Raw genomic sequence first — 18,465 nt, 5'->3', positions numbered from 1 at the left:
GACGCGAGTGGTGCTACGGGCACAATACTGTATGCCCAACCAGCCCACACCCCTTGCCACCGCTCAGCCACCGCCGCTGTATTATCTGGATAACTTCCAGCAGGCGCTGGACTGGCTACGGCAGCGCTATGCCGATCTGCTCGACAGCGAAGAGCAGCACTTCATGCTGCACTTCACCCGACTGCCGGAACCGTCCCGTGCCCTGCTGGTGCGGCTGATCATGCGCAAGGGGCCGCATTACCGCAGCGACAAACTGAGCTATGCCGAGATCGGTGATATCGAGCAGGCGGCGGGGCCACTGCTGGAGCTGGGTTGGCTCAGCGATGACCAACCCATCGACGCACTGCAACTGGGTCAGCTGTTGCACAAGGACGAAATCCTCCCGTTGCTCCCCGCCAATCCCGGACTACGGGCCCTGCGCAAACCGGATCTGATCGAGCTGCTGCATGCCGCCCAGCCTGACCCCAGGCCCTTCGCGCAATGGTGCCCGGAGCACGACGCGCGCCTGTTTACCCTGCATCTCGCTGACCTCGTGGAGCGACTGCGATTGATATTCTTCGGCAATCTCGCCCAGGGTTGGGAAGAATTCGTGCTCGCCCAGCTGGGTGTGTTCCGTTATGAGCAAGTGCCCTTCACCGCCGACTCCCGGGGTTTCAGTTGCCGCGAAGACATCGAACTCTACCGGCATCTGCATCGATGCCGGCAATCGCTGGAACTGGGCCTGCCCACCGCGGAGGTAGTTGCCCTGCTGGGCGAACCGGAGTGTGGCAACCCCTGGCTGCGCAGCCGCACGGCGCGCCTGGAGTTCACCCTGGCCCGCCAGTTGGAGCGTGAAGAGCAACTCGATGCGGCGCTGGCGCTGTATCAACGCAGTGGGTGGAAAGGGGCTCGCCAGCGGCAGATACGCATTCTGGAAAAACGCCAGCAGCATCAGCATGCCTATGCCCTGGTCCAGGCCGCCCTCGCCGCTCCGGAAGACGATGCCGAGTTGCAACTGGTGCTGCGCGCCCAGCGGCGCCTGGCACGCAAGCTCGGCCAGGCGGCAGTGCCGGTGGCCGTCGAGACGGACAGTACGCGCCTTGATCTGGCCTTGCCCGGCCCGCACCCCCTGGGTGTGGAGCTGGCGGTGTGCGAGCACCTGGGCAGCGCGCAGGCGCCGGTGCATTATGTGGAAAACGCATTGGTCACCGGCCTGTTCGGCCTGCTGTGCTGGGAGGCGATCTTCGCTCCCTTGCCGGGCGCCTTCTTCCACCCGTTCCACAGCGCCCCGGCCGACCTGCACAGTCCGGACTTTCACCGCCGCCGGCACGAATTGTTCGCAGACAGCCTGGCGCAGCTCGACTCCGACCACTATCAGCATCGCATCCGCCAGACCTGGCAGCGCAAACAGGGCATCCAGTCGCCCTTCGTCAACTGGTCGCTGCTCAGTGAAGAGCTGCTCGATCAGGCCTTGCACTGCCTGCCCGCCGCGCATCTGCGGCTGTGGTTCCAGCGCCTGTTGCTGGATTTGCGTGGCAACCGCGCGGGCATGCCGGACCTGATCCAGTTCTGGCCCGAGGAACGGCGCTACCGCATGATCGAGGTCAAGGGCCCCGGTGATCGCCTGCAGGACAACCAGCGCCGCTGGCTGGCATTCTGCGCCCGGCATGGCATGCCGGTGGACGTCTGCTATGTGCACTGGACCCCATGAGCTATCGCATAGCGGTACGGGCCCTGTGCGAATTCACCGCCCGTGAAGGCGACCTGGATCTGCGCTTCACCCCCGCGCCCAGCTCCCAGGAAGGCATCGCCGGACACCAGACCGTGGTGGCCCGCCGCGGCGCGGGCTATCTCAGTGAGCTGGGGCTGGCTGGCAGCTACCAGGACCTGCTGGTGAGCGGGCGCGCCGATGGCTATGACCCGGCGCGCAACCTGCTGGAAGAGATCAAGACCCACCGCGGCGATGTCGGCCGCATCGCGCAGAACCAGCGCCTGCTGCACTGGGCCCAGGCCAAGGTCTATGGCTGGCTGCTGTGCGCCGAACGCGGTCTCGAGGAGATCGATCTGGCGCTGGTCTACTACAACGTCATCAGCCAGAAGGAAACCGCCTACCGCGAGCGCTTCACCGCAGATCAACTGCGCGCCTTCTTCGAGCTGCAATGCCAGCGGTTTCTCAGCTGGGCGCAACAGGAGAGCGCTCACCGCCAGGCGCGGGACAGCGCCCTGCAGCAGCTGCGTTTCCCCTGGCCGAACTTTCGCACCGGCCAGCGCCAGCTCGCCACCGCGGTGTACCGTGCCGCCCGCGATGGCCACACCTTGATGGCCCAGGCCACCACCGGCATCGGCAAGACCCTGGGTACACTGTTTCCCCAGCTCAAGGCGTTTCCCGAGCAGCAGCTCGATCGCCTGTTCTTTCTCACCGCCAAGACACCCGGCCGGCAACTGGCACTCGATGCCCTGGCCACGCTGCGCTCGCAACAAGCGGACATGCCCCTGCGGGTGCTGGAGCATGTCGCCCGGGACAAGGCCTGCGAATTTCCCGACCGCGCCTGCCATGGCGACTCCTGTCCGCTGGCGCGGGGCTTCTATGATCGCCTGCCGGCAGCACGCCAGGCGGCGGTGACGCGCCGCTGGCTGACGCGACAGGCACTGCGTGAAGTGGCTCTGGAGCATCAGGTGTGCCCCTACTACCTGAGCCAGGAACTGTGTCGCTGGGCCGATGTGGTGGTAGGCGACTACAACTACTATTTCGATATGAGCGCCCTGCTCTACAGCCTGACAGTGGTCAACGACTGGCGCGTGACTCTGCTGGTCGACGAGGCACACAACCTGATCGAGCGCGGGCGCGGCATGTATTCCGCCGAGCTGGGTCAGGGCCGCTTCCAGGCGCTGCGTCAGCTGGCCCCCACCGGGCTGAAGAGCGCCCTGGACCGGGTCAATCGCCACTGGAATCACCTGCACCGGGAGCAGCAGGCGGAGTATGAGGTGCATCCCGCACTGCCCGACCTGCTGATACTCGCCCTGCAGAAACTGATCGGCGCCATCACCGACCATCTGACCGATCAACCGGAGGGTAATGACCCGGCACTGCTGCGCTTCTATCTCGACGCCCTGCTGTTCTGCCGCCTGGCCGAGCAGCACGGCGCTCATTCACTGTTCGACATCAGCCTGCGGCGTGTTGGCCGGCGTCGGTTGTCGACCCTGTGCTTGCGCAATGTCCTGCCGGCGCCCTTCCTGGCCGGGCGCTTCGCCGCCGCGCACAGCACCACGCTGTTCTCCGCGACCTTGAGCCCCTGCCACTACCATGTCAACCTGCTGGGACTGCCGGAGGATACCCACTGGCTGGATGTCGAGTCGCCGTTCAGCGCCGAGCAGCTGCAGGTGCGCTTTGCCCGCAACCTGTCGACCCGCTATCAGCATCGCGCCAGCAGCCTGCGGCCGATCTGCGAACTGATTGCCCGGCAGTTCACCGAGCGTCCCGGCAACTACCTGGCGTTCTTCAGCAGCTATGCCTATCTGCAACAGGTTCTGGAGATGTTCCGCGCGGCCTGGCCCGACATACCGGTACGCGAGCAGTCACGCCAGATGGACGAAGCCGAGCGTGAAGCCTTCCTGCACGGCTTCACCGATGACACCCGATGCGTCGGTTTTGCGGTCCTGGGTGGCGCTTTCGGCGAAGGGATCGATCTACCGGGCAAACGGCTGGTGGGCGCCTTCATTGCCACATTGGGGCTGCCCCAGGTCAATCCGGTCACCGAGCAGATCAGGGAACGGATGCAGACCATGTTCGGCAGCGGCTATGACTATGCCTGCCTGTATCCCGGACTGCAGAAGGTGGTCCAGGCCGCGGGCCGGGTGATCCGCAGCCCCGAGGATGAGGGCGTGATCTGGCTGCTGGATGATCGCTTCGGTCAGCCCGCGGTACAGCAACTGCTGCCCCGCTGGTGGTCGGTGGAGGGCCATCGCCTGGAACGGCAACCGGCCCGCGGCACCACTCAGCCGCTGTTTCCCGGATAAGAATCCGCAGCGCGCTGCAACCATGACTCCAGCTCCTTGCGACTCACCTTGCTACGTTGCGCCTCGGCCAGTTGCGCCAGCATGTACTCGCGCCTGGCCTGGTCCTCACCGGCCATGGACAGGGCCAGGTCCCGATTGCTCCAGCGCCGGATGCGCACCATCAGCCACCAGTGGAAATACAGCCCACTGATCACCGCAAACGCGATGATGAAATACTCCAGCATATCTGTCCTGCTCCATCGAAAATGTGCCGCGATTCTAGCAAATGGCGGTGACGCCCATGAAAAGGCCCGCACAATAGTCTCATTGTGCGGGCCTGGGCAATCAGCTCGAAGTTAGCGCGTGATCGTCGTGCGCACCACCTTATCGTACTGACGCGGAGAGAATTCGCCGGTGGCGTTACCCTCTTCATCCATCAGCGGGAAGACATAGCGGGGCGTCATGATCACTTCGTAGTCCTGGCTGCCGCTGGGCCGCACTTCGACTTCCAGGAAACCATAGTGCTTGCCGCCATCGACCAGTTGCTTGCCATTCCACACCTCCGGGGCATCGCCATGCGCGCTCCAGTGACTGGCCTGCGCCTGGGCCGGCAACTGATCGAAGGGCACGTAGGTGGTGGTCGGCGCATAACCCGGTCCACGCAGGCCATCCCCGGCAAAGCCCACATCCCAGTAATGCACGCCATCCAGCTGCACGTATTCCAGCAGTTCGTCATGTCCTGCCAGCACCGCCGTTACCCCGTAACGCTCGAACAGTTCATGGTAGATGCGCATCGGCTGGCCGGACTGGTTGTCCTCGTTGTTGGCAATACCGGCGTTGCCGGACGGCAGGCTGTGCACGCCGGTACCGAAGGGCATGTGATGAAACTGCACGAAGATTACCTGGCCCTGGGCCTGGGCATCGGCCAGCTCATTGACGGCCCAGTCCCATTGCTCGCTGTCGCGGTTGAAGTCCGGCACCCGTGACTGGATGCCATCGATGGCCAGGTTGGTATCCTTGGCAGGATCGCGGTCATCTCCATTGGACGAGTCCAGGGTGATCAGCGTGACCGGGCCATAGTCCACCCGATAGTAGCGCTTCTCGTAACGCTCATCGGAACCGTAGTTGCGCGGCAGGTCCCAGTAGCTGTTCCACTTGTCGTAGGAGCGCATCACCGCTGGCGGCGTATAGGAGCCACCTTCCGGGTGCCAGTAGTTCTCATGGTTGCCCAGAGCCGGGAAGATCGGGGTGCTGGCGGCAAAGTTGCTCCACTCCCCGGCTGCGTGACGCCAGAACTCATCCCAATCCAGCTGGCGGCCACCCTTCTCCACCAGATCACCGGCGATCACCCAGAAATTCGGCTCGCGTTCCATGGCGTACTGGATGTTGGCCCGGTATCCGGTGGTCTGGTCCACTGGATACAAGCGGTCATAGGTGTCCGGGTCGGTATCCAGTTTGTCGCCACCCACAGCCAGCGCACTGGCACCCCAGGCCACCGGTTTCTGCGTCGATTCCGGCTCGGTTTCCATATCGGACATCGCCAGGAAGCGCACCGTGGCGCGCTCGCCGGTAACCGGCGCGGTGCTGAAGCGTGCCGCCATCACCGCCTCGCTCCCCGGCTGCTTGACCTGATACTGGTACTCGGTACCCGACTCCAGCCCTTCGATCCGCACCCTGTGCCGGTACGGCAAGGCAGGCGTCTGCCCGGCGGGCACCTCAGCGTGGATGCGGCCAAAATTGTTCTCGCTGTGGATATAGGCCACCTCGCTGTCACCATAATCCAGCGCCATGGCCTGCTCAGGCTCGGACGGGAAGCTGCCAACCCCATCGACCACTACCTCACCGGCTACCGCGGTGTCGGTGAACCAGGTGATGCTGATGGCGGTTTCAGTCGGATTCTGCAGATAGGGCGACACCAGTACCCGGGTTGCCGGGGCATTCTCGCCCGGCGGCGACACACTGTTATCGGAGCTGGAGCTGCCCAGGCAGGCCGACAGGCAGGTGGCAGACGCGACCAGGATCAACGTCGCCAGATAGGTTTTCTTCATGCATGTTCTCGTCAGGGTTGTAGTGAAGGCGCTCAGCATGACAGCGCCGCATGTCAACCCTGTTGCAGTCAGGCTTCTGCAACCCTCCTTGCCCGCGGCTGGTAGAACATCACCACATTGCCCAGCAGGATCAGCACCAGCCCGAACACCGCCGCCCCGCTCCACTGGTAACCTTCGAACAAGGTCGACATGCCCAGGGCAATCAGCGGGAACATCACCGTGGTATAGGCCGCTGGCCCGGCACCGATACGGCCGACCAGGGAGAAATAGGTGGCGAAGCCGATGATCGAGCCGATCACTGCCAGATACAGCAGCGAGCCGATATACGCGGGGGTCAGCTCGATGGCGAAGGAGGCGCCGGTCAGCAACGCCAGCGTGAGCATGATCAGCGCCCCGTAGCCCATGGCCCAGGCGTTGGTCGACAGCAGGTCCAGCCGGCGCTGCTGAAAGCGTACGCTGATCATGTTACCCAGGGAAAAACCGTAGGTTCCCAGCAGACTCAGGCCGATGCCGATCAGCGTGCCACTGGACACCTGTTCATCGGTGAGGTCGTGCCAGAACAGGCTGACGATACCGGCCAACCCCAGCAGGTTGGCCAGCATCAACCGGGTGGTAATGCGCCGGCCGAAGAAGATCACGCCATTGATCGCATTGAACACGATGGCCAGGGAGAACAGCACCGACTCCAGCCCGCTGTTGATATAGGCATTGGCGGTATAGAAACAGACGAAGTTGAAACCGAACACGCACATGCCCTGCAGCAGGCAGAAGCCATGTTCCGAGCGACTGAGGCGCTGCAGGCGACCGCTGGCAGCCAATACCAGCAACATCAGGCCGGCGGCGATGGCAAACCGGTAGAACACCGATACCAGTACCGGCACAGAGCCGGTCTGCAGGCTGATGGCAATCCAGGTAGTGCCCCATATCAGCACGGTCGCAGCATACAAAAGCGCGTTCATCAGTGGCCCCGCAGGAGGAGTTGGAAGGTATCGTACCGGCGATCTGGAAGGGTAAACCGGCGGTTCGCCGCGCACAGCATACACCTGCGCGGCGCTGAATCTGCCGGAACTAATCCAGTCAGGCACCGACAGAAATAGGGAGTATCTGCGCCATGGCGCGGCCTGCCAACCACCTGACTGGAGATTATCATGCCGTACTGGGACGTCCTCACCGATCGCTCACTCTGGCTGCAACTGGGCATTCTGGTTGTCGTGACGCTTGGCACCTACCTCATCCTGTCCGTTGCGCTGCGTGTGCTCAGCCGCCACTTCCTGCAACGGGACGCAAAGACCCGCTCGCGGGCCTACTATTTTGCGGCGGAACTGCTGCGCTCGACCAGCCAGTTGCTGCTCCTGGCGTTTGCCCTGATGCTGGGCCTGAAGAGCGTGGATCTGTCTCCACGCTGGGAAGAGGCCCTGTCCCATGGCTGGTTCATCGCCCTGGCATTCCAGATCGCGCTGTGGGCCGACCATGCCGTGCAACTCTGGACCAGCAGCCTGACCCGCGACGGCAAGGCCCGCAACCCGGTGACCACCACGCTGGTCGGGATCATGATTCGTCTGGTGATCTGGACCGTGATGCTGCTGTCGATACTCGCCAACCTGGGGGTGGATATCACCGCCATGGTTGCCAGCCTGGGCGTCGGCGGCATTGCCATCGCCCTGGCAGTGCAGACCCTGCTCAGCGATATGTTCGCCTCGATGTCGATCGGTATCGACAAGCCGTTCGAGATCGGCGATTTCGTGGTCTTCGGCGAGGTTGCCGGCACCATCGAACACATCGGCCTCAAGACCACCCGCATCCGTGCGCTGAGCGGTGAGCAGATCGTCTGCGCCAACGCCGAACTGCTGGCGCAGACCCTGCACAACTACAAACGCATGGATACCCGACGCATCGTGTTCACCTTCGGTATCAGCCCACATACGCCGACCGACAAGGTGCGCGAGGTCAGCGCCGAGGTGAAGCGCATCATCGAATCCTCCGAGCGCACCCACTTCGACCGCGCGCACTTCTTCGCCTTCAATGAAAGCCAGTTGACCTTCGAGGTGGTGCATATCATGCAGACCGCCGACTACAACCAGTACATGGATGTGCAACAGGAGATCAACCTGCAGTTGCTGCAGGCCCTGCGTGATATGGACGTGCATCTGGCCTTCCCCATCCGCCGGGTGGAGTTCAATGGCGGCAGCCTGCCGGAGATCCAGGTTGCCGGCGTGCCTCGGAGCAAGGCCCCGGCCGATCAGGCACGCTATGGCAGCAGACCGTCCAATGCCTGAGCCGTGGCGGTCCAGGTGGCCACGCCGGCTCGACCGCCGGGCCGTAGTAGTGCAGGATAGGCCCGAGCTTTCTTCTGGAGATGACATGAATACGAACATACTGCGCAGCCTGCTTCCCGCCCCTCTGGCACTGGCCCTGCTGATCGGCGGCTGCAACAGCACCGACAACGCGGTATCGGTGGACACCCTCACCCAGCACCAATGGTCCCTGGTCGAAGCGACCGATGCCGATGGCCAGGCGGCAGCGGCGCTGACCGAGGGCGACAGACCACCTATCGAGCTGAGCTTCCAGCCCGATCGCCTGGGAGTCACCAACACCTGCAACGGCATGGGCGGTAGCTACGAGCTGGAAAAGGATACCCTGAAAGTCGGCGATCTGATGCAGACCATGATGGCCTGCGAACCGGCACTCATGGCCCGCGAGAGCGCGATCAAGACCTATCTGCAACAGCCGCTGCAGGTGCAGTTCGATGACAGCAACCTGCGCCTTACCCTGAGCGGTGAGGCCGGCGTACTGGTGTTCCAGCCAGTCGCCCCCTGACTCACCGACCCACCCAGGCCCGCCAGCGGCGGGCCTGCACTACCGCCCATCCGTCAGCCTGAACTCCGCGCAGCGCCATCAATCAACAGTGGAACCCCCACCCACTGCATGCAGCGAGGGCGATACCCATGACGCAAGCATCCACCCCCAAGATACCTGCCAGCCTGGCGATTTATCTCACCTTTGACGGTCATTGCCGGGAAGCCCTGCAGTTCTATGCCCAGGAACTCGGCGGCACCCTCGGCACCATCCATAGCCACCGGGACGCACCTGAGGGCACCGGTGTGCCCGAGGCCTGGCTGGACAAGGTGCTGCATGGCGAGGTTACCATCGCCGATCGTGTGCTGATGGGCTCCGACGCGCCACCCGGTGCCTACCAGCCACCCCAGGGTGTCTTCGTGCAGATGTATTATGACGACCTGCTGAAGGCCGAGCAGGCCTACAACCGACTGTCCGACGGAGGGGTTACCCGGATGCCCTTCGGCCCCTGCTTCTGGGCGCAGGGTTTCGGCATGCTCACCGATCGCTTCGGGGTTGGCTGGATCATCACCAGTTGCTTCATCGAGCAGGACGACTGGCAATAATGCCGGCCGAGCCGGGTCAGACCCGGCGCACGGTGGCCAGCAAGCCGCTGGCGATACCATACATGACGGCGAAGCTGCGGTTGAGCAGGCGCTGCTGCCGCGGTGAATCCAGCAGTCGCATGGCCTTGGCCGCCAGCCCGGTATAGCCGGCCATTACCACCAGGTCCACCGTCACCATGGTCAGCGCCATGAGCAGGTACTGCATCAGCAGCGGCCGGCCCGGATCGATGAATTGCGGCAGTACCGCGAGGATGAAGACGATCGCCTTGGGGTTGCTGATGTTGATCACGAACCCGCGCAGCACCAGGCTCAGCGGACGGCCGATCGGTCGCGGCTCCAGACTCATTTCCCGGGTCGGTGCCCGCCATTGCCTGAACGCCAGATACAACAGATAGCCCACCCCGAACCATTTGATCAAGGCGAACGCCAGCGCCGAGGTGGCCAGCAGCGCGCCCACCCCGGCAGCGACGACAGCGATCTGCAACAGCAATGCCAGCTGCAACCCGAGCGCGTTCCAGTAGCCCCTGGCAAAGCCGTAGTTCATGCCGCTGGCCATGGACGCTACCGCCCCGGCCCCCGGTGACAGACTGATGATCCAACAGGCCACTAAGAACGCCAGCCAGGTTTCGATACTCATGAGTTCCCGCCATGGAAGAAGTGCATAACGCAGCTGCGATGGTAACAAAGCCGAAACGCGGCCAGGTGAATAAAAAACCAAAACTGTATACACATACAGTATACTGCAACCCGCATGCGGCAGCCTGCCCGCATGGACCAGGAAACCATCTTCAAGCCAGAGGTAAGAAATGGCCGTTGAAATAGTGTACCGAAGCAGCAGAGACCCGGAGCGCCTGTTCATGGATAAAGCCGAAGCCGACCGTCACGACAAGATGCTGGAGTTGGCCGAGCGGCTCGGCGAAGTGCTGCTCAAGGCAGTACCCTCCCTCACCGAGGTGCAGGCCGAAGAGGCGGGAATCTACATGGCGAAACACCGTGACCTGTTTGCCAAGGCATTCAAGAGCAGCCCCGATGTGCTGGCCGCCCTGCATGAGGAGGAGCCGGCCTGAGTGGCCTGCTGCTGAGAGCAGCCACCGCGCAATGACGGTGGCTGCTCCCGCCCTCGCTCCTCGCTGGTAAGGCATGAGTAAATCCCGGTAAAGCTCTCTTTACAAAGCCCACAACGTGGCAGCGGCCCCCTATGCTGGGCATGCGCTGTCAGGGAATTTCAGGCGCCAGTATCACTCTAACGGTCATCGCCATGAGGGTATCGCCATGAAAGCACTTCTTCGCTTCACTATCGTCATTCTTGCCGCCACGGCGTTGTTCTCCACGGCAGTCCACGCCGCCCCGGCCCGCTATGCACCGGGCCAGTCGCAGGATCACCGCAAGGCCTTCAAGCAGCATCAGCAAGAACGTGATCATCGTCGTCAGCAGATGCAGCGGCACGACTCCGACCGCTATGGCCAGCAACACCCGGGTTCCGGTTATCGTCCCAAGGATCATGCCCGCCCACCAGGCCATCGCCAGATCTACCAGCAGCGGCATCAGTTCCAGCACCGCCAGCCGCCGCATCGTGAGCAACTGCGGCGGCAGATCTACCAGAGCCGCTACAACATCGGTCGCGGGCCAGCATTGCCACCCCATGTACACCTGGTGGTCGGCCGCCCGATCCCTCATGGCTGGGGGCATCCGCTGTCCGCGAGTCATGTACGGCATCTGCCGCATTACGCCGGCTATGAGTGGCGCCGCGCCGGCAATGACCTGATCCTGGTCGCCGTCACCACCGGCCTCATCTATGCCATCGTGGACAATGTGTTGAACTGAACTGCCTCATCCTGCGTCACTGTCCACGCCTTATCAGCCGTCATTGCGAACCTGAAGGGCGTGGCGATCCATCAGTACGCGTCTGCCACCCCGTGGTCATGGATTGCTTCACCGCTTCGCGGTTCGCAATGACGAGAGAGCGGTATACCCGACCAGTTCCCCTCCTCAGCCGTCATTGCGAGCCCGAAGGGCGTGGCGATCCATCAGTACGCGTCTGCCACTCCGTGGTCATGGATTGCTTCACCGCTTCGCGGTTCGCAATGACGGGGGAGTGGGGTATCCAGGTCATTTCCAATGATTCCCATCCGTCATTGCGAGCCCGAAGGGCGTGGCAATCCATCAGTGCGCATCTGCCACTCCGTAGTCATGGATTGCTTCACCGCTTCGCGGTTCGCAATGACGAGAGAGTGGTATACCCGACCAGTTCCCCCTCCTCAGCCGTCATTGCGAGCCCGAAGGGCGTGGCAATCCATGGCGGGCCAGCCAGCATGCGAGCCAGTAGAGGACTAACATCCCGTTTTTACACCATCCCCGCACTAGGCTAGCATCTGGCTACTTCTCTCAGCTCCCATAGCCCCATGCAAGCATCTGCCAAAAAACACCCGGCCTTTACCCTGTTCTTCCCCCTGGCAGCCCTGCTGGCCAGCATCGTCGTGCCCTTATCGGTGTGGGCCACGCTCTCCGGCAGCGGCTGGCCGCCCGGGCTGGTGGGTGCCGGCCATGGCCATGAACTGATCTTCGGGTTCGCCCTGGCGCTGATCGCCGGCTATACCCTGGGACCCCAGCCGCCAAAGGTACTGTATACCCTGCTCGCTCTCTGGCTGGCCGCACGGATGGCGCACCTGCTGCTGCCAAATGCCTGGCTGGCCCTGCTGCTGCCTGCGATATTTGCCCTGGCGTTGGCCTGGCAGGTAGTGCCGCGTTTCAGCGCAGCGAAGCAGTGGCGCAACAAGATCACCGCGCCGCTGATCATGACGCTGTGCCTGCTGCCACTGCTGTGGCTGACGCTGCTACTGGCCTGGCGTTACTGGCCCGGACTGGCTCGCGGCATCAGTCTGGATATCAGCCGGTTGATGCAGGCCGGTGTACTCTGCCTGTTGCTGTTGATGAGCTTCATTGGTGGCCGCCTGATCGCTCCAGCGGCGGCCGTCACCCTGGAAAAGCGCGGCGTGGAACTGCAGGCGCGGCTGCAACCGCGCCTGGAAGCAACGCTGATCATCCTGCTGGGCCTGGCAATCATCGCCCTGCTGCTGCCCTGGCTGGGCAATGCATTCGCTTATCGCTGGTCCGGCCTGTGTCTGATCATCACCGGGCTGGTACTGACGATACGCGGTCTGCGCTGGCAATTGTGGCGCTGCACCGAACGGCCGGACCTGCTGGCCTTCGGGGTTGGTTACGCCTGGCTGGCACTGGGCAGCATTGCCTGCGGCATCGCTTTCATCCGTCTGAACGCCATCACCCCGGCGCTGCACCTGATCACCATCGGCGGGCTGGGCACCCTGTCGACCAGCGTGATGCTGCGGCTGTATTTCCAGCGCGCCAGCAGGACGCCGCCACCGACCGCCTGGGTCGTCAGCATCACCACCCTGATCGGTATCGCCAGCGTGACGCGTTTTCTCTGTGGACCGACGCCCTTCGCCCAGCCATTGCTGCTGAGCCTGTCCGCGGCTTGCTGGTCACTGGCCTATCTGTTACTGGCGATCAAGATGCTGCGGCTGACCCCACAGGTCTGATCAGCGAGCGCTACTGCACCGATTCTTCTTCCTGCACCCGGGTCCAGGTGGAGGTACGACCGAACAGCGGAGCGCCCACGAAACCGCGCAGTTTCAATACATCCGGCTCTTCCAGGGTGATCTTGCCCTGGTAGGTCTTGCCGCTTTCCGGGTCGTACACCCTGCCATCCTTCCAGGTCCTGCCATCTCCGGTCGGCTGCATATCCCAGAGAATACGCAGCCCCTGTACCGGACGGCTGCGCAAGGTCTCATCCGGATTGTGCCGATCCAGTTTCGGTTGCCCTTCCACATCCAGCGGCTCGGCCAACCAGACCAGATCGCCACACAGCTTGTCAGCGCAGTTGCTGATTTCCACCTGCCCCTGGTGCCCTTCGGTATTCCACAGCCCGGTCGGTTGTGCCAGAACCTGGCTGGAGAGCAGCGCTCCCATCATCAGGACAGCTATGGGCAGAGCCCGCGATAGACCTTTCATGACTCGATTCCTGTTCCGTTGTCGACAAACCATCCTACGGCAGAATGACCAGCCGGTTGGGCAACTCGTTACGTTCGTGGGTCGCGGGCAGTGCACCCCGGAGCTTCTCGCCGCAGGCATCGATGCAGACCAGAAAGCCCTCCAGGGTACGGCCCTGCCTGACCTGCTCGGTGAAGTCCAAAATGATCTGTTCCCATACACTGTTGTCAATACGGGTTGAAACGCCGCGATCAACCATGATCTCCACATAGCGCTCGGCTTCGGAAACGAAGATCAGCACCCCCGTCTCCCCCTGGGTGTGATGCAACCCCAACTGGACGAACTGCCGGTGCGCCAGGTTGCAGGCACGCCAATGCCTGACAGAGCGCGGAATCAGCCGGGTAGTCAGCCCCGGAATACGAAACAGCAACGCCAGCACGATGAACGTCAGCCACTGCGCCAACAGCAGCTCACCGCTGCTCGGCCAGCCGGTCAGCACCAGCACCGCTCCCGGTAACAACAGCGCAACCAGGCTGGCCCACAGCAGCGGGATGTAATGATAGTCATCGGCCCGGGCAGCCAGCACCGTGACCACCTCGGCATCGGTGTAGCGCTCGATGCGGTCGATGGCGTCGGCCACCTGTTGCTGTTCGTCCTGCGTGAGAAGCGTCATTGTCCACCCGTTATCCTGATCACCAGCCACCCGACGCACCACCGCCGCCGAAGCTGCCGCCGCCGCCACCGAAACCGCCACCACCACGGCCGCCACCGCGCCCCATGCCACCGAGCAGCACGCCGGCCAGGATCGCCCGGCCGAAGCTACCTCGCCCGCCACCACCACTGATGAGAAACAGGATGACCATGAAGAAGAACAGCAGCCCACCCAGCAGCGATGGCGGTGGGCGCTCACCCGTAGCCGCGACAGAACGCAGCGGGTCGCCGCCCAGTACCTGGAGGATGGCCTCAGTACCAGCGACGATGCCACCCTCGAAGTCACCCTGGGCAAAGGCCGGGGCGAGAATGCGGTTGATGATGATCGACGCCTGGGCATCGGTGAGCCGGCCCTCCAGCCCGTAGCCCACCTCTATACGCATGCGCCGGTCATCCCGTGCGACGATCAACAGCGCGCCGTTGTCCTCACCGCGCTGGCCAATGCCCCACTGCCGCCCAAGGCTGACGCCGAACTCCTCGATGCTGCGCCCCTGCAGATCCGGCACGGTAACCACCACCACCTGCTCACCGGTCGCCTGTTCATGACCAGCCAGCATCTGCGTCAGTTGCGCCTCCACCGAGGGGCTGAGCAGATCCGCCTGATCCACCACCCGCCCAGTGAGGGTGGGCAGGCCGGGCGTTGCCGGCTGCTGCGCACATAACGCACCGGCCCAGCACAGCAGGGCCAGCAACAGCAGCCGGCGCCATCTCATTCGAAGCGCACCTGGGGCGCCTGCTCGGCGTTATCGCTGGTGGCCTGGAAGTTCTCCCGAATTGGCATGTCGCTGTACATCAGCGTATGCCAGATGCGCCCCGGGAAGGTGCGGATCTCGGTGTTGTACTGCTGCACTGCGGCGATATAGTCGCGGCGGGCGACCGCGATGCGGTTCTCGGTACCCTCGAGTTGCGACTGCAGCGCCAGGAAGTTCTGGTTCGACTTGAGGTCGGGATAGCGCTCGGAAACCGCCATCAGGCGGCTCAGCGCACCAGTGAGTTGGGCCTGGGCCTGCTCGAAGGCGCGCATTTTCGCCGGATCGTCCAGGTCATCCACCGTGATCTGGATCGAGGTCGCCCGGGCACGGGCCTCGACCACCGCGGTCAGGGTTTCCTGCTCCTGCCGGGCAAAGCCCTTGACCGTCTCCACCAGGTTGGGAATCAGGTCCGCGCGGCGCTGGTACTGGTTTTCCACCTGGGACCAGGCGGACTTCACCTGCTCGTCATAACGTGGAATGTTGTTGATGCCACAGCCTGAGAGCAGGCTGCCCAGCAACAGCAGTACCGCCAGTTGCCGGATGATGCGAAACGACTGGGTAGGCATGAGCATGTTTCGTCCATTGATGTTGTGCATACAAGTGACCTTCTGGCCATGTTGGAGTTCAGCGCAGCAAGCCGTCATCAGCCCGGCCTGACCACCCACTCGGGGTCCTCGAACTCACCGATGGGATGGATTTCGCAGAACGGCGCGGCACTCTTGATGATCGCTGCCACCGTCGGGTCATGCTGACTTTCCATGGCATCACGCTGCGCCTTGCTGTCCCAGCTGGCGATGGCGATCAGTGTGCGCGGATCGTCGATCTTGCGGTGCAGCTCGGTGCCCCGGGCACCCGGCGCGCGCTGGATGATCTCGCTGGCCCGCACCCAGGCGTCCGCATAGTCCTCGGCGCTATGGCCTGCCTTGATGTGTACTTCGAAGATGTATTTCATGCCGGTCTCCGCTGTTGACCTGCTTCCAGTCTAGCTGAAGCTGTGCCAGCAACAGGCAGGCTGGACACTTATCTGCTTTACTGGTGCGTACCCACAACGGTTGGAAGAGGTATTACCCATGAGCTGGATCGTTTCCCTGATTATTGGCGGTATTGTCGGCTGGCTGGCCAGCATCATCATGAAGACCAACGAGCAGATGGGGCTGATCGCCAACGTGGTCGTCGGCATCGTCGGTTCCCTGCTGGGCTTCTGGCTTGCCGGAATGCTGGGCATCGCCGCTGGCGGCATGATCATTCGCTTCATCATAGCCATAGCCGGCGCCGTTCTGCTCATCTTCATCCTCCGGGCGCTGGGTGTGTTCAAGAAGGTCTGAGTCCCTGGCCGGTCATCGCCCCATTGCGGGGCGATGATGAGGCCGTCGCCGCCCACGCTGCGCCCGGCCAGATACGCCGATCTGGTGACCTGCACCGGCCAAACAGGTATGATTACCGGCTTTGATCCGTTTACCCAACAGAAGCCGAGTTTCCATGTCCAGCAACGTCAAGCAACGCCAGATCCTCGTTACCAGTGCCCTGCCCTACGCCAACGGTTCGATCCATCTGGGGCATATGCTGGAATACATTCAGACCGACATCTGGGTGCGCTTCCAGAAGCTGCGCGGCCATCAGTGCGTGTATGTCTGTGCGGACGACGCCCACGGTTCGGCAATCATGTTGCGGGCAGAGAAGGAAGGCATCACCCCGGAGCAACTGATCGATGCGGTGAAGGCTGAGCATACCGCCGACTTCGCCGATTTCCTGGTGGATTTCGATAACTATCATTCCACCCATTCCGAAGAGAACCGCGCGCTGTCCGAGCTGATCTATGAAAAGCTCAAGGCCAACGGCCATATCAGCACCCGCTCGGTGACCCAGTACTTCGACCCGGAAAAGGGCATGTTCCTGGCCGACCGCTTCATCAAGGGCACCTGCCCGAAGTGCGATGCCGAGGACCAGTACGGCGACAACTGCGAGAAGTGCGGCGCCACCTACGAGCCGACCGAACTGAAGGACCCGCGCTCGGCCATCTCCGGCGCCACGCCGGTGCTCAAGGACTCCAAGCACTTCTTCTTCACCCTGCCCGACTTCCAGGACATGCTCAAGCAGTGGACCCGCAGCGGCACCCTGCAGGAGGCGGTAGCGAACAAGATCGCCGAGTGGCTGGAATCCGGGCTGCAGGAGTGGGACATCAGTCGTGATGCGCCCTACTTCGGCTTCGAGATTCCCGGTGAGCCGGGTAAGTACTTCTACGTCTGGCTGGATGCGCCGGTGGGCTACATGGCCAGCTTCCAGAACCTCTGCGCGCGCCGCCCGGAACTGGATTTCGATACCTTCTGGGGCAAGGATTCCAGCGCTGAGCTGTACCACTTCATCGGCAAGGACATCATCAACTTCCATACCCTGTTCTGGCCCGCCATGCTTGAGGGTGCCGGCTTCCGCAAGCCGACCGGCGTCAATGTGCACGGCTACCTGACGGTCAACGGGCAGAAGATGTCCAAGTCCCGTGGCACCTTCATCAAGGCGCGCACCTACCTGGACCACCTGTCGCCGGAGTACCTGCGCTACTACTACGCCGCCAAGCTGGGTCGTGGCGTCGAAGATCTGGACCTGAACCTGGAAGACTTCGTGCAGAAGGTCAACTCGGACCTGGTCGGCAAGGTGGTGAACATCGCCAGCCGCTGTGCGGGCTTCATCCACAAGGGCAACGGCGGGGTCATGGTCGCCGCCAATCCGGCGCCAGAGCTGACCGACGCCTTCGCCACCGCCAACCCGTCGATTGCCGAAGCCTATGAGAAACGCGACTTCTCCCGCGCCATGCGCGAGATCATGGCGCTGGCCGACAAGGCCAACGCCTGGATCGCCGACAAGGCGCCCTGGGCCCTGAACAAGCAGGAGGGCAAGCAGGATGAGGTGCAGGCGATCTGCTCGCTGGGCATCAACCTGTTCCGTCAACTGATCATTCTGCTCAAGCCGGTGCTGCCGAAGCTGGCCGCCGATGCCGAGGCCTTCCTCAACCTGCCTTCGCAGCAGTGGAGCGACCTGGGTACCCTGCTGGGCGATCATCAGTTGAATGCCTTCCAACCGCTGTTGACCCGTATTGAAGCGCCGCGTATCGAAGCGATGGTGGAAGCCTCCAAGGAAGACCTGGTCGCCACCGATGGCAGCGCGCCGGCCGGTAACGGCGAACTGACGAAGGATCCGCTGGCCGAGGAAATCGATTTCAATACCTTTGCCGCCGTCGATCTGCGTGTGGCATTGATCGAGAAGGCCGAGTTCGTCGAGGGCGCGGACAAGCTGCTGCGCCTGACGCTGAATATCGGCGACGCCACCCGCAACGTGTTCTCCGGTATCAAGAGCGCCTATCCCGATCCGGGCAAGCTGGAAGGCCGCCTGACCCTGTACGTGGCCAACCTGGCAGCGCGCAAGATGAAGTTCGGCGTATCCGAAGGCATGGTGCTGGCAGCCGGCCCCGGCGGAGAGGAAATCTACCTGCTGAGCCCCGATGCGGGTGCCAAGCCAGGGCAGCGCGTCAGGTAATTATTCTGCGGGCAGCTGCCGCTGCCCGCATCCTTGCATACG

The 18,465-nt window shown here is 63.0% G+C and carries 19 protein-coding genes; 10 read left to right on the top strand and 9 right to left on the bottom strand.

The annotated features are described in order from the left end of the window. Positions 1-31 precede the first annotated feature (31 nt). Both CQ007_RS08100 and CQ007_RS08095 read left to right on the top strand, forming a co-directional pair. Positions 32-1,690 (top strand): VRR-NUC domain-containing protein, encoded by a 1,659-nt coding sequence (locus tag CQ007_RS08100; RefSeq protein ID WP_105644934.1) that lies wholly within the window; start codon positions 32-34, stop codon positions 1,688-1,690. Further along, on the top strand, positions 1,687-3,996 hold the full coding sequence (locus CQ007_RS08095; RefSeq protein ID WP_105644932.1) for an ATP-dependent DNA helicase: 2,310 nt from the start codon (positions 1,687-1,689) through the stop codon (positions 3,994-3,996). Before CQ007_RS08100 ends, CQ007_RS08095 begins: the two co-directional genes overlap by 4 nt. Here CQ007_RS08095 and CQ007_RS08090 read toward each other — a convergent pair. The 3 genes from CQ007_RS08090 to CQ007_RS08080 form a co-directional block, all read right to left on the bottom strand. Continuing rightward, complete coding sequence (locus CQ007_RS08090; RefSeq protein ID WP_105645270.1) at positions 3,975-4,217, bottom strand: hypothetical protein; 243 nt, start codon at positions 4,215-4,217, stop codon at positions 3,975-3,977. The genes CQ007_RS08095 and CQ007_RS08090 overlap by 22 nt on opposite strands. A 114-nt stretch (positions 4,218-4,331) precedes the next feature. Next, positions 4,332-6,023 (bottom strand): metallophosphoesterase family protein, encoded by a 1,692-nt coding sequence (locus tag CQ007_RS08085; RefSeq protein WP_105644930.1) that lies wholly within the window; start codon positions 6,021-6,023, stop codon positions 4,332-4,334. A gap of 68 nt (positions 6,024-6,091) precedes the next feature. Further along, positions 6,092-6,982, bottom strand: a complete 891-nt coding sequence (locus tag CQ007_RS08080; RefSeq protein ID WP_105644928.1) for a DMT family transporter — start codon at positions 6,980-6,982, stop codon at positions 6,092-6,094. Positions 6,983-7,171: 189 nt separating this feature from the next. Between CQ007_RS08080 and CQ007_RS08075 the strand changes: the two genes are divergently transcribed. The 3 genes from CQ007_RS08075 (at position 7,172) to CQ007_RS08065 (ending at position 9,424) form a co-directional block, all read left to right on the top strand. Next, entirely contained in the window at positions 7,172-8,299 is a 1,128-nt protein-coding gene (locus CQ007_RS08075) for a mechanosensitive ion channel family protein (protein WP_105644926.1), read from the top strand. An 85-nt stretch (positions 8,300-8,384) separates the two neighbouring features. Further along, on the top strand, positions 8,385-8,840 hold the full coding sequence (locus CQ007_RS08070; protein WP_158256741.1) for an META domain-containing protein: 456 nt from the start codon (positions 8,385-8,387) through the stop codon (positions 8,838-8,840). A 128-nt stretch (positions 8,841-8,968) separates the two neighbouring features. Next, positions 8,969-9,424: a VOC family protein gene (locus tag CQ007_RS08065; protein ID WP_105644922.1), complete on the top strand. Its 456-nt coding sequence runs from the start codon at positions 8,969-8,971 to the stop codon at positions 9,422-9,424. A gap of 16 nt (positions 9,425-9,440) precedes the next feature. On the opposite strand, the gene CQ007_RS08060 is transcribed toward CQ007_RS08065, so the two are convergent. Beyond that, a complete protein-coding gene (locus CQ007_RS08060) occupies positions 9,441-10,061 on the bottom strand; it encodes a LysE family transporter (protein WP_105644920.1) in 621 nt (206 codons plus the stop codon). A gap of 169 nt (positions 10,062-10,230) precedes the next feature. Between CQ007_RS08060 and CQ007_RS08055 the strand changes: the two genes are divergently transcribed. From CQ007_RS08055 to CQ007_RS08045, 3 genes are all read left to right on the top strand, one after another. After that, a complete protein-coding gene (locus tag CQ007_RS08055) occupies positions 10,231-10,491 on the top strand; it encodes a YebG family protein (protein WP_105644918.1) in 261 nt (86 codons plus the stop codon). 205 nt (positions 10,492-10,696) lie between these two features. Next, a complete protein-coding gene (locus CQ007_RS08050; RefSeq protein WP_105644916.1) occupies positions 10,697-11,248 on the top strand; it encodes an RcnB family protein in 552 nt (183 codons plus the stop codon). Positions 11,249-11,826: 578 nt separating this feature from the next. Next, on the top strand, positions 11,827-12,981 hold the full coding sequence (locus tag CQ007_RS08045) for an NnrS family protein (RefSeq protein ID WP_105644914.1): 1,155 nt from the start codon (positions 11,827-11,829) through the stop codon (positions 12,979-12,981). 10 nt (positions 12,982-12,991) lie between these two features. Here CQ007_RS08045 and CQ007_RS08040 read toward each other — a convergent pair whose 3' ends face one another. The 5 genes from CQ007_RS08040 to CQ007_RS08020 form a co-directional block, all read right to left on the bottom strand. Beyond that, complete coding sequence (locus CQ007_RS08040; protein ID WP_158256740.1) at positions 12,992-13,453, bottom strand: DUF2147 domain-containing protein; 462 nt, start codon at positions 13,451-13,453, stop codon at positions 12,992-12,994. A 34-nt stretch (positions 13,454-13,487) separates the two neighbouring features. Next, positions 13,488-14,105, bottom strand: coding sequence for a TPM domain-containing protein (locus CQ007_RS08035; RefSeq protein ID WP_105644909.1), 618 nt, complete (start codon positions 14,103-14,105; stop codon positions 13,488-13,490). A gap of 19 nt (positions 14,106-14,124) precedes the next feature. Further along, a complete protein-coding gene (locus tag CQ007_RS08030) occupies positions 14,125-14,856 on the bottom strand; it encodes a YgcG family protein (protein WP_105644907.1) in 732 nt (243 codons plus the stop codon). Next, the gene (locus tag CQ007_RS08025; RefSeq protein ID WP_105645268.1) at positions 14,853-15,461 is read right to left on the bottom strand and encodes a LemA family protein; all 609 of its coding nucleotides are present in this window, start codon (positions 15,459-15,461) and stop codon (positions 14,853-14,855) included. The genes CQ007_RS08030 and CQ007_RS08025 overlap by 4 nt, the downstream gene beginning before the upstream one ends. A 77-nt stretch (positions 15,462-15,538) precedes the next feature. After that, the gene (locus tag CQ007_RS08020) at positions 15,539-15,847 is read right to left on the bottom strand and encodes an antibiotic biosynthesis monooxygenase (protein WP_105644905.1); all 309 of its coding nucleotides are present in this window, start codon (positions 15,845-15,847) and stop codon (positions 15,539-15,541) included. A gap of 118 nt (positions 15,848-15,965) precedes the next feature. Here CQ007_RS08020 and CQ007_RS08015 point away from each other — a divergent pair, with 118 nt between their 5' ends. Next, positions 15,966-16,220 (top strand): GlsB/YeaQ/YmgE family stress response membrane protein, encoded by a 255-nt coding sequence (locus tag CQ007_RS08015; protein WP_105644903.1) that lies wholly within the window; start codon positions 15,966-15,968, stop codon positions 16,218-16,220. A gap of 154 nt (positions 16,221-16,374) precedes the next feature. Beyond that, positions 16,375-18,423 (top strand): methionine--tRNA ligase, encoded by a 2,049-nt coding sequence (gene metG, locus CQ007_RS08010; RefSeq protein ID WP_105644901.1) that lies wholly within the window; start codon positions 16,375-16,377, stop codon positions 18,421-18,423. The last annotated feature ends 42 nt before the right edge of the window (positions 18,424-18,465 follow it).

Origin of the sequence: Pseudomonas sp. MYb185, from assembly GCF_002979975.1 — a bacterium.
Classification (GTDB): Bacteria; Pseudomonadota; Gammaproteobacteria; order Pseudomonadales; family Pseudomonadaceae; genus Halopseudomonas.
The sequence above is the reverse complement of the archived record's forward strand: the minus strand, read 5'-3'. Positions and strand labels throughout refer to the sequence as shown.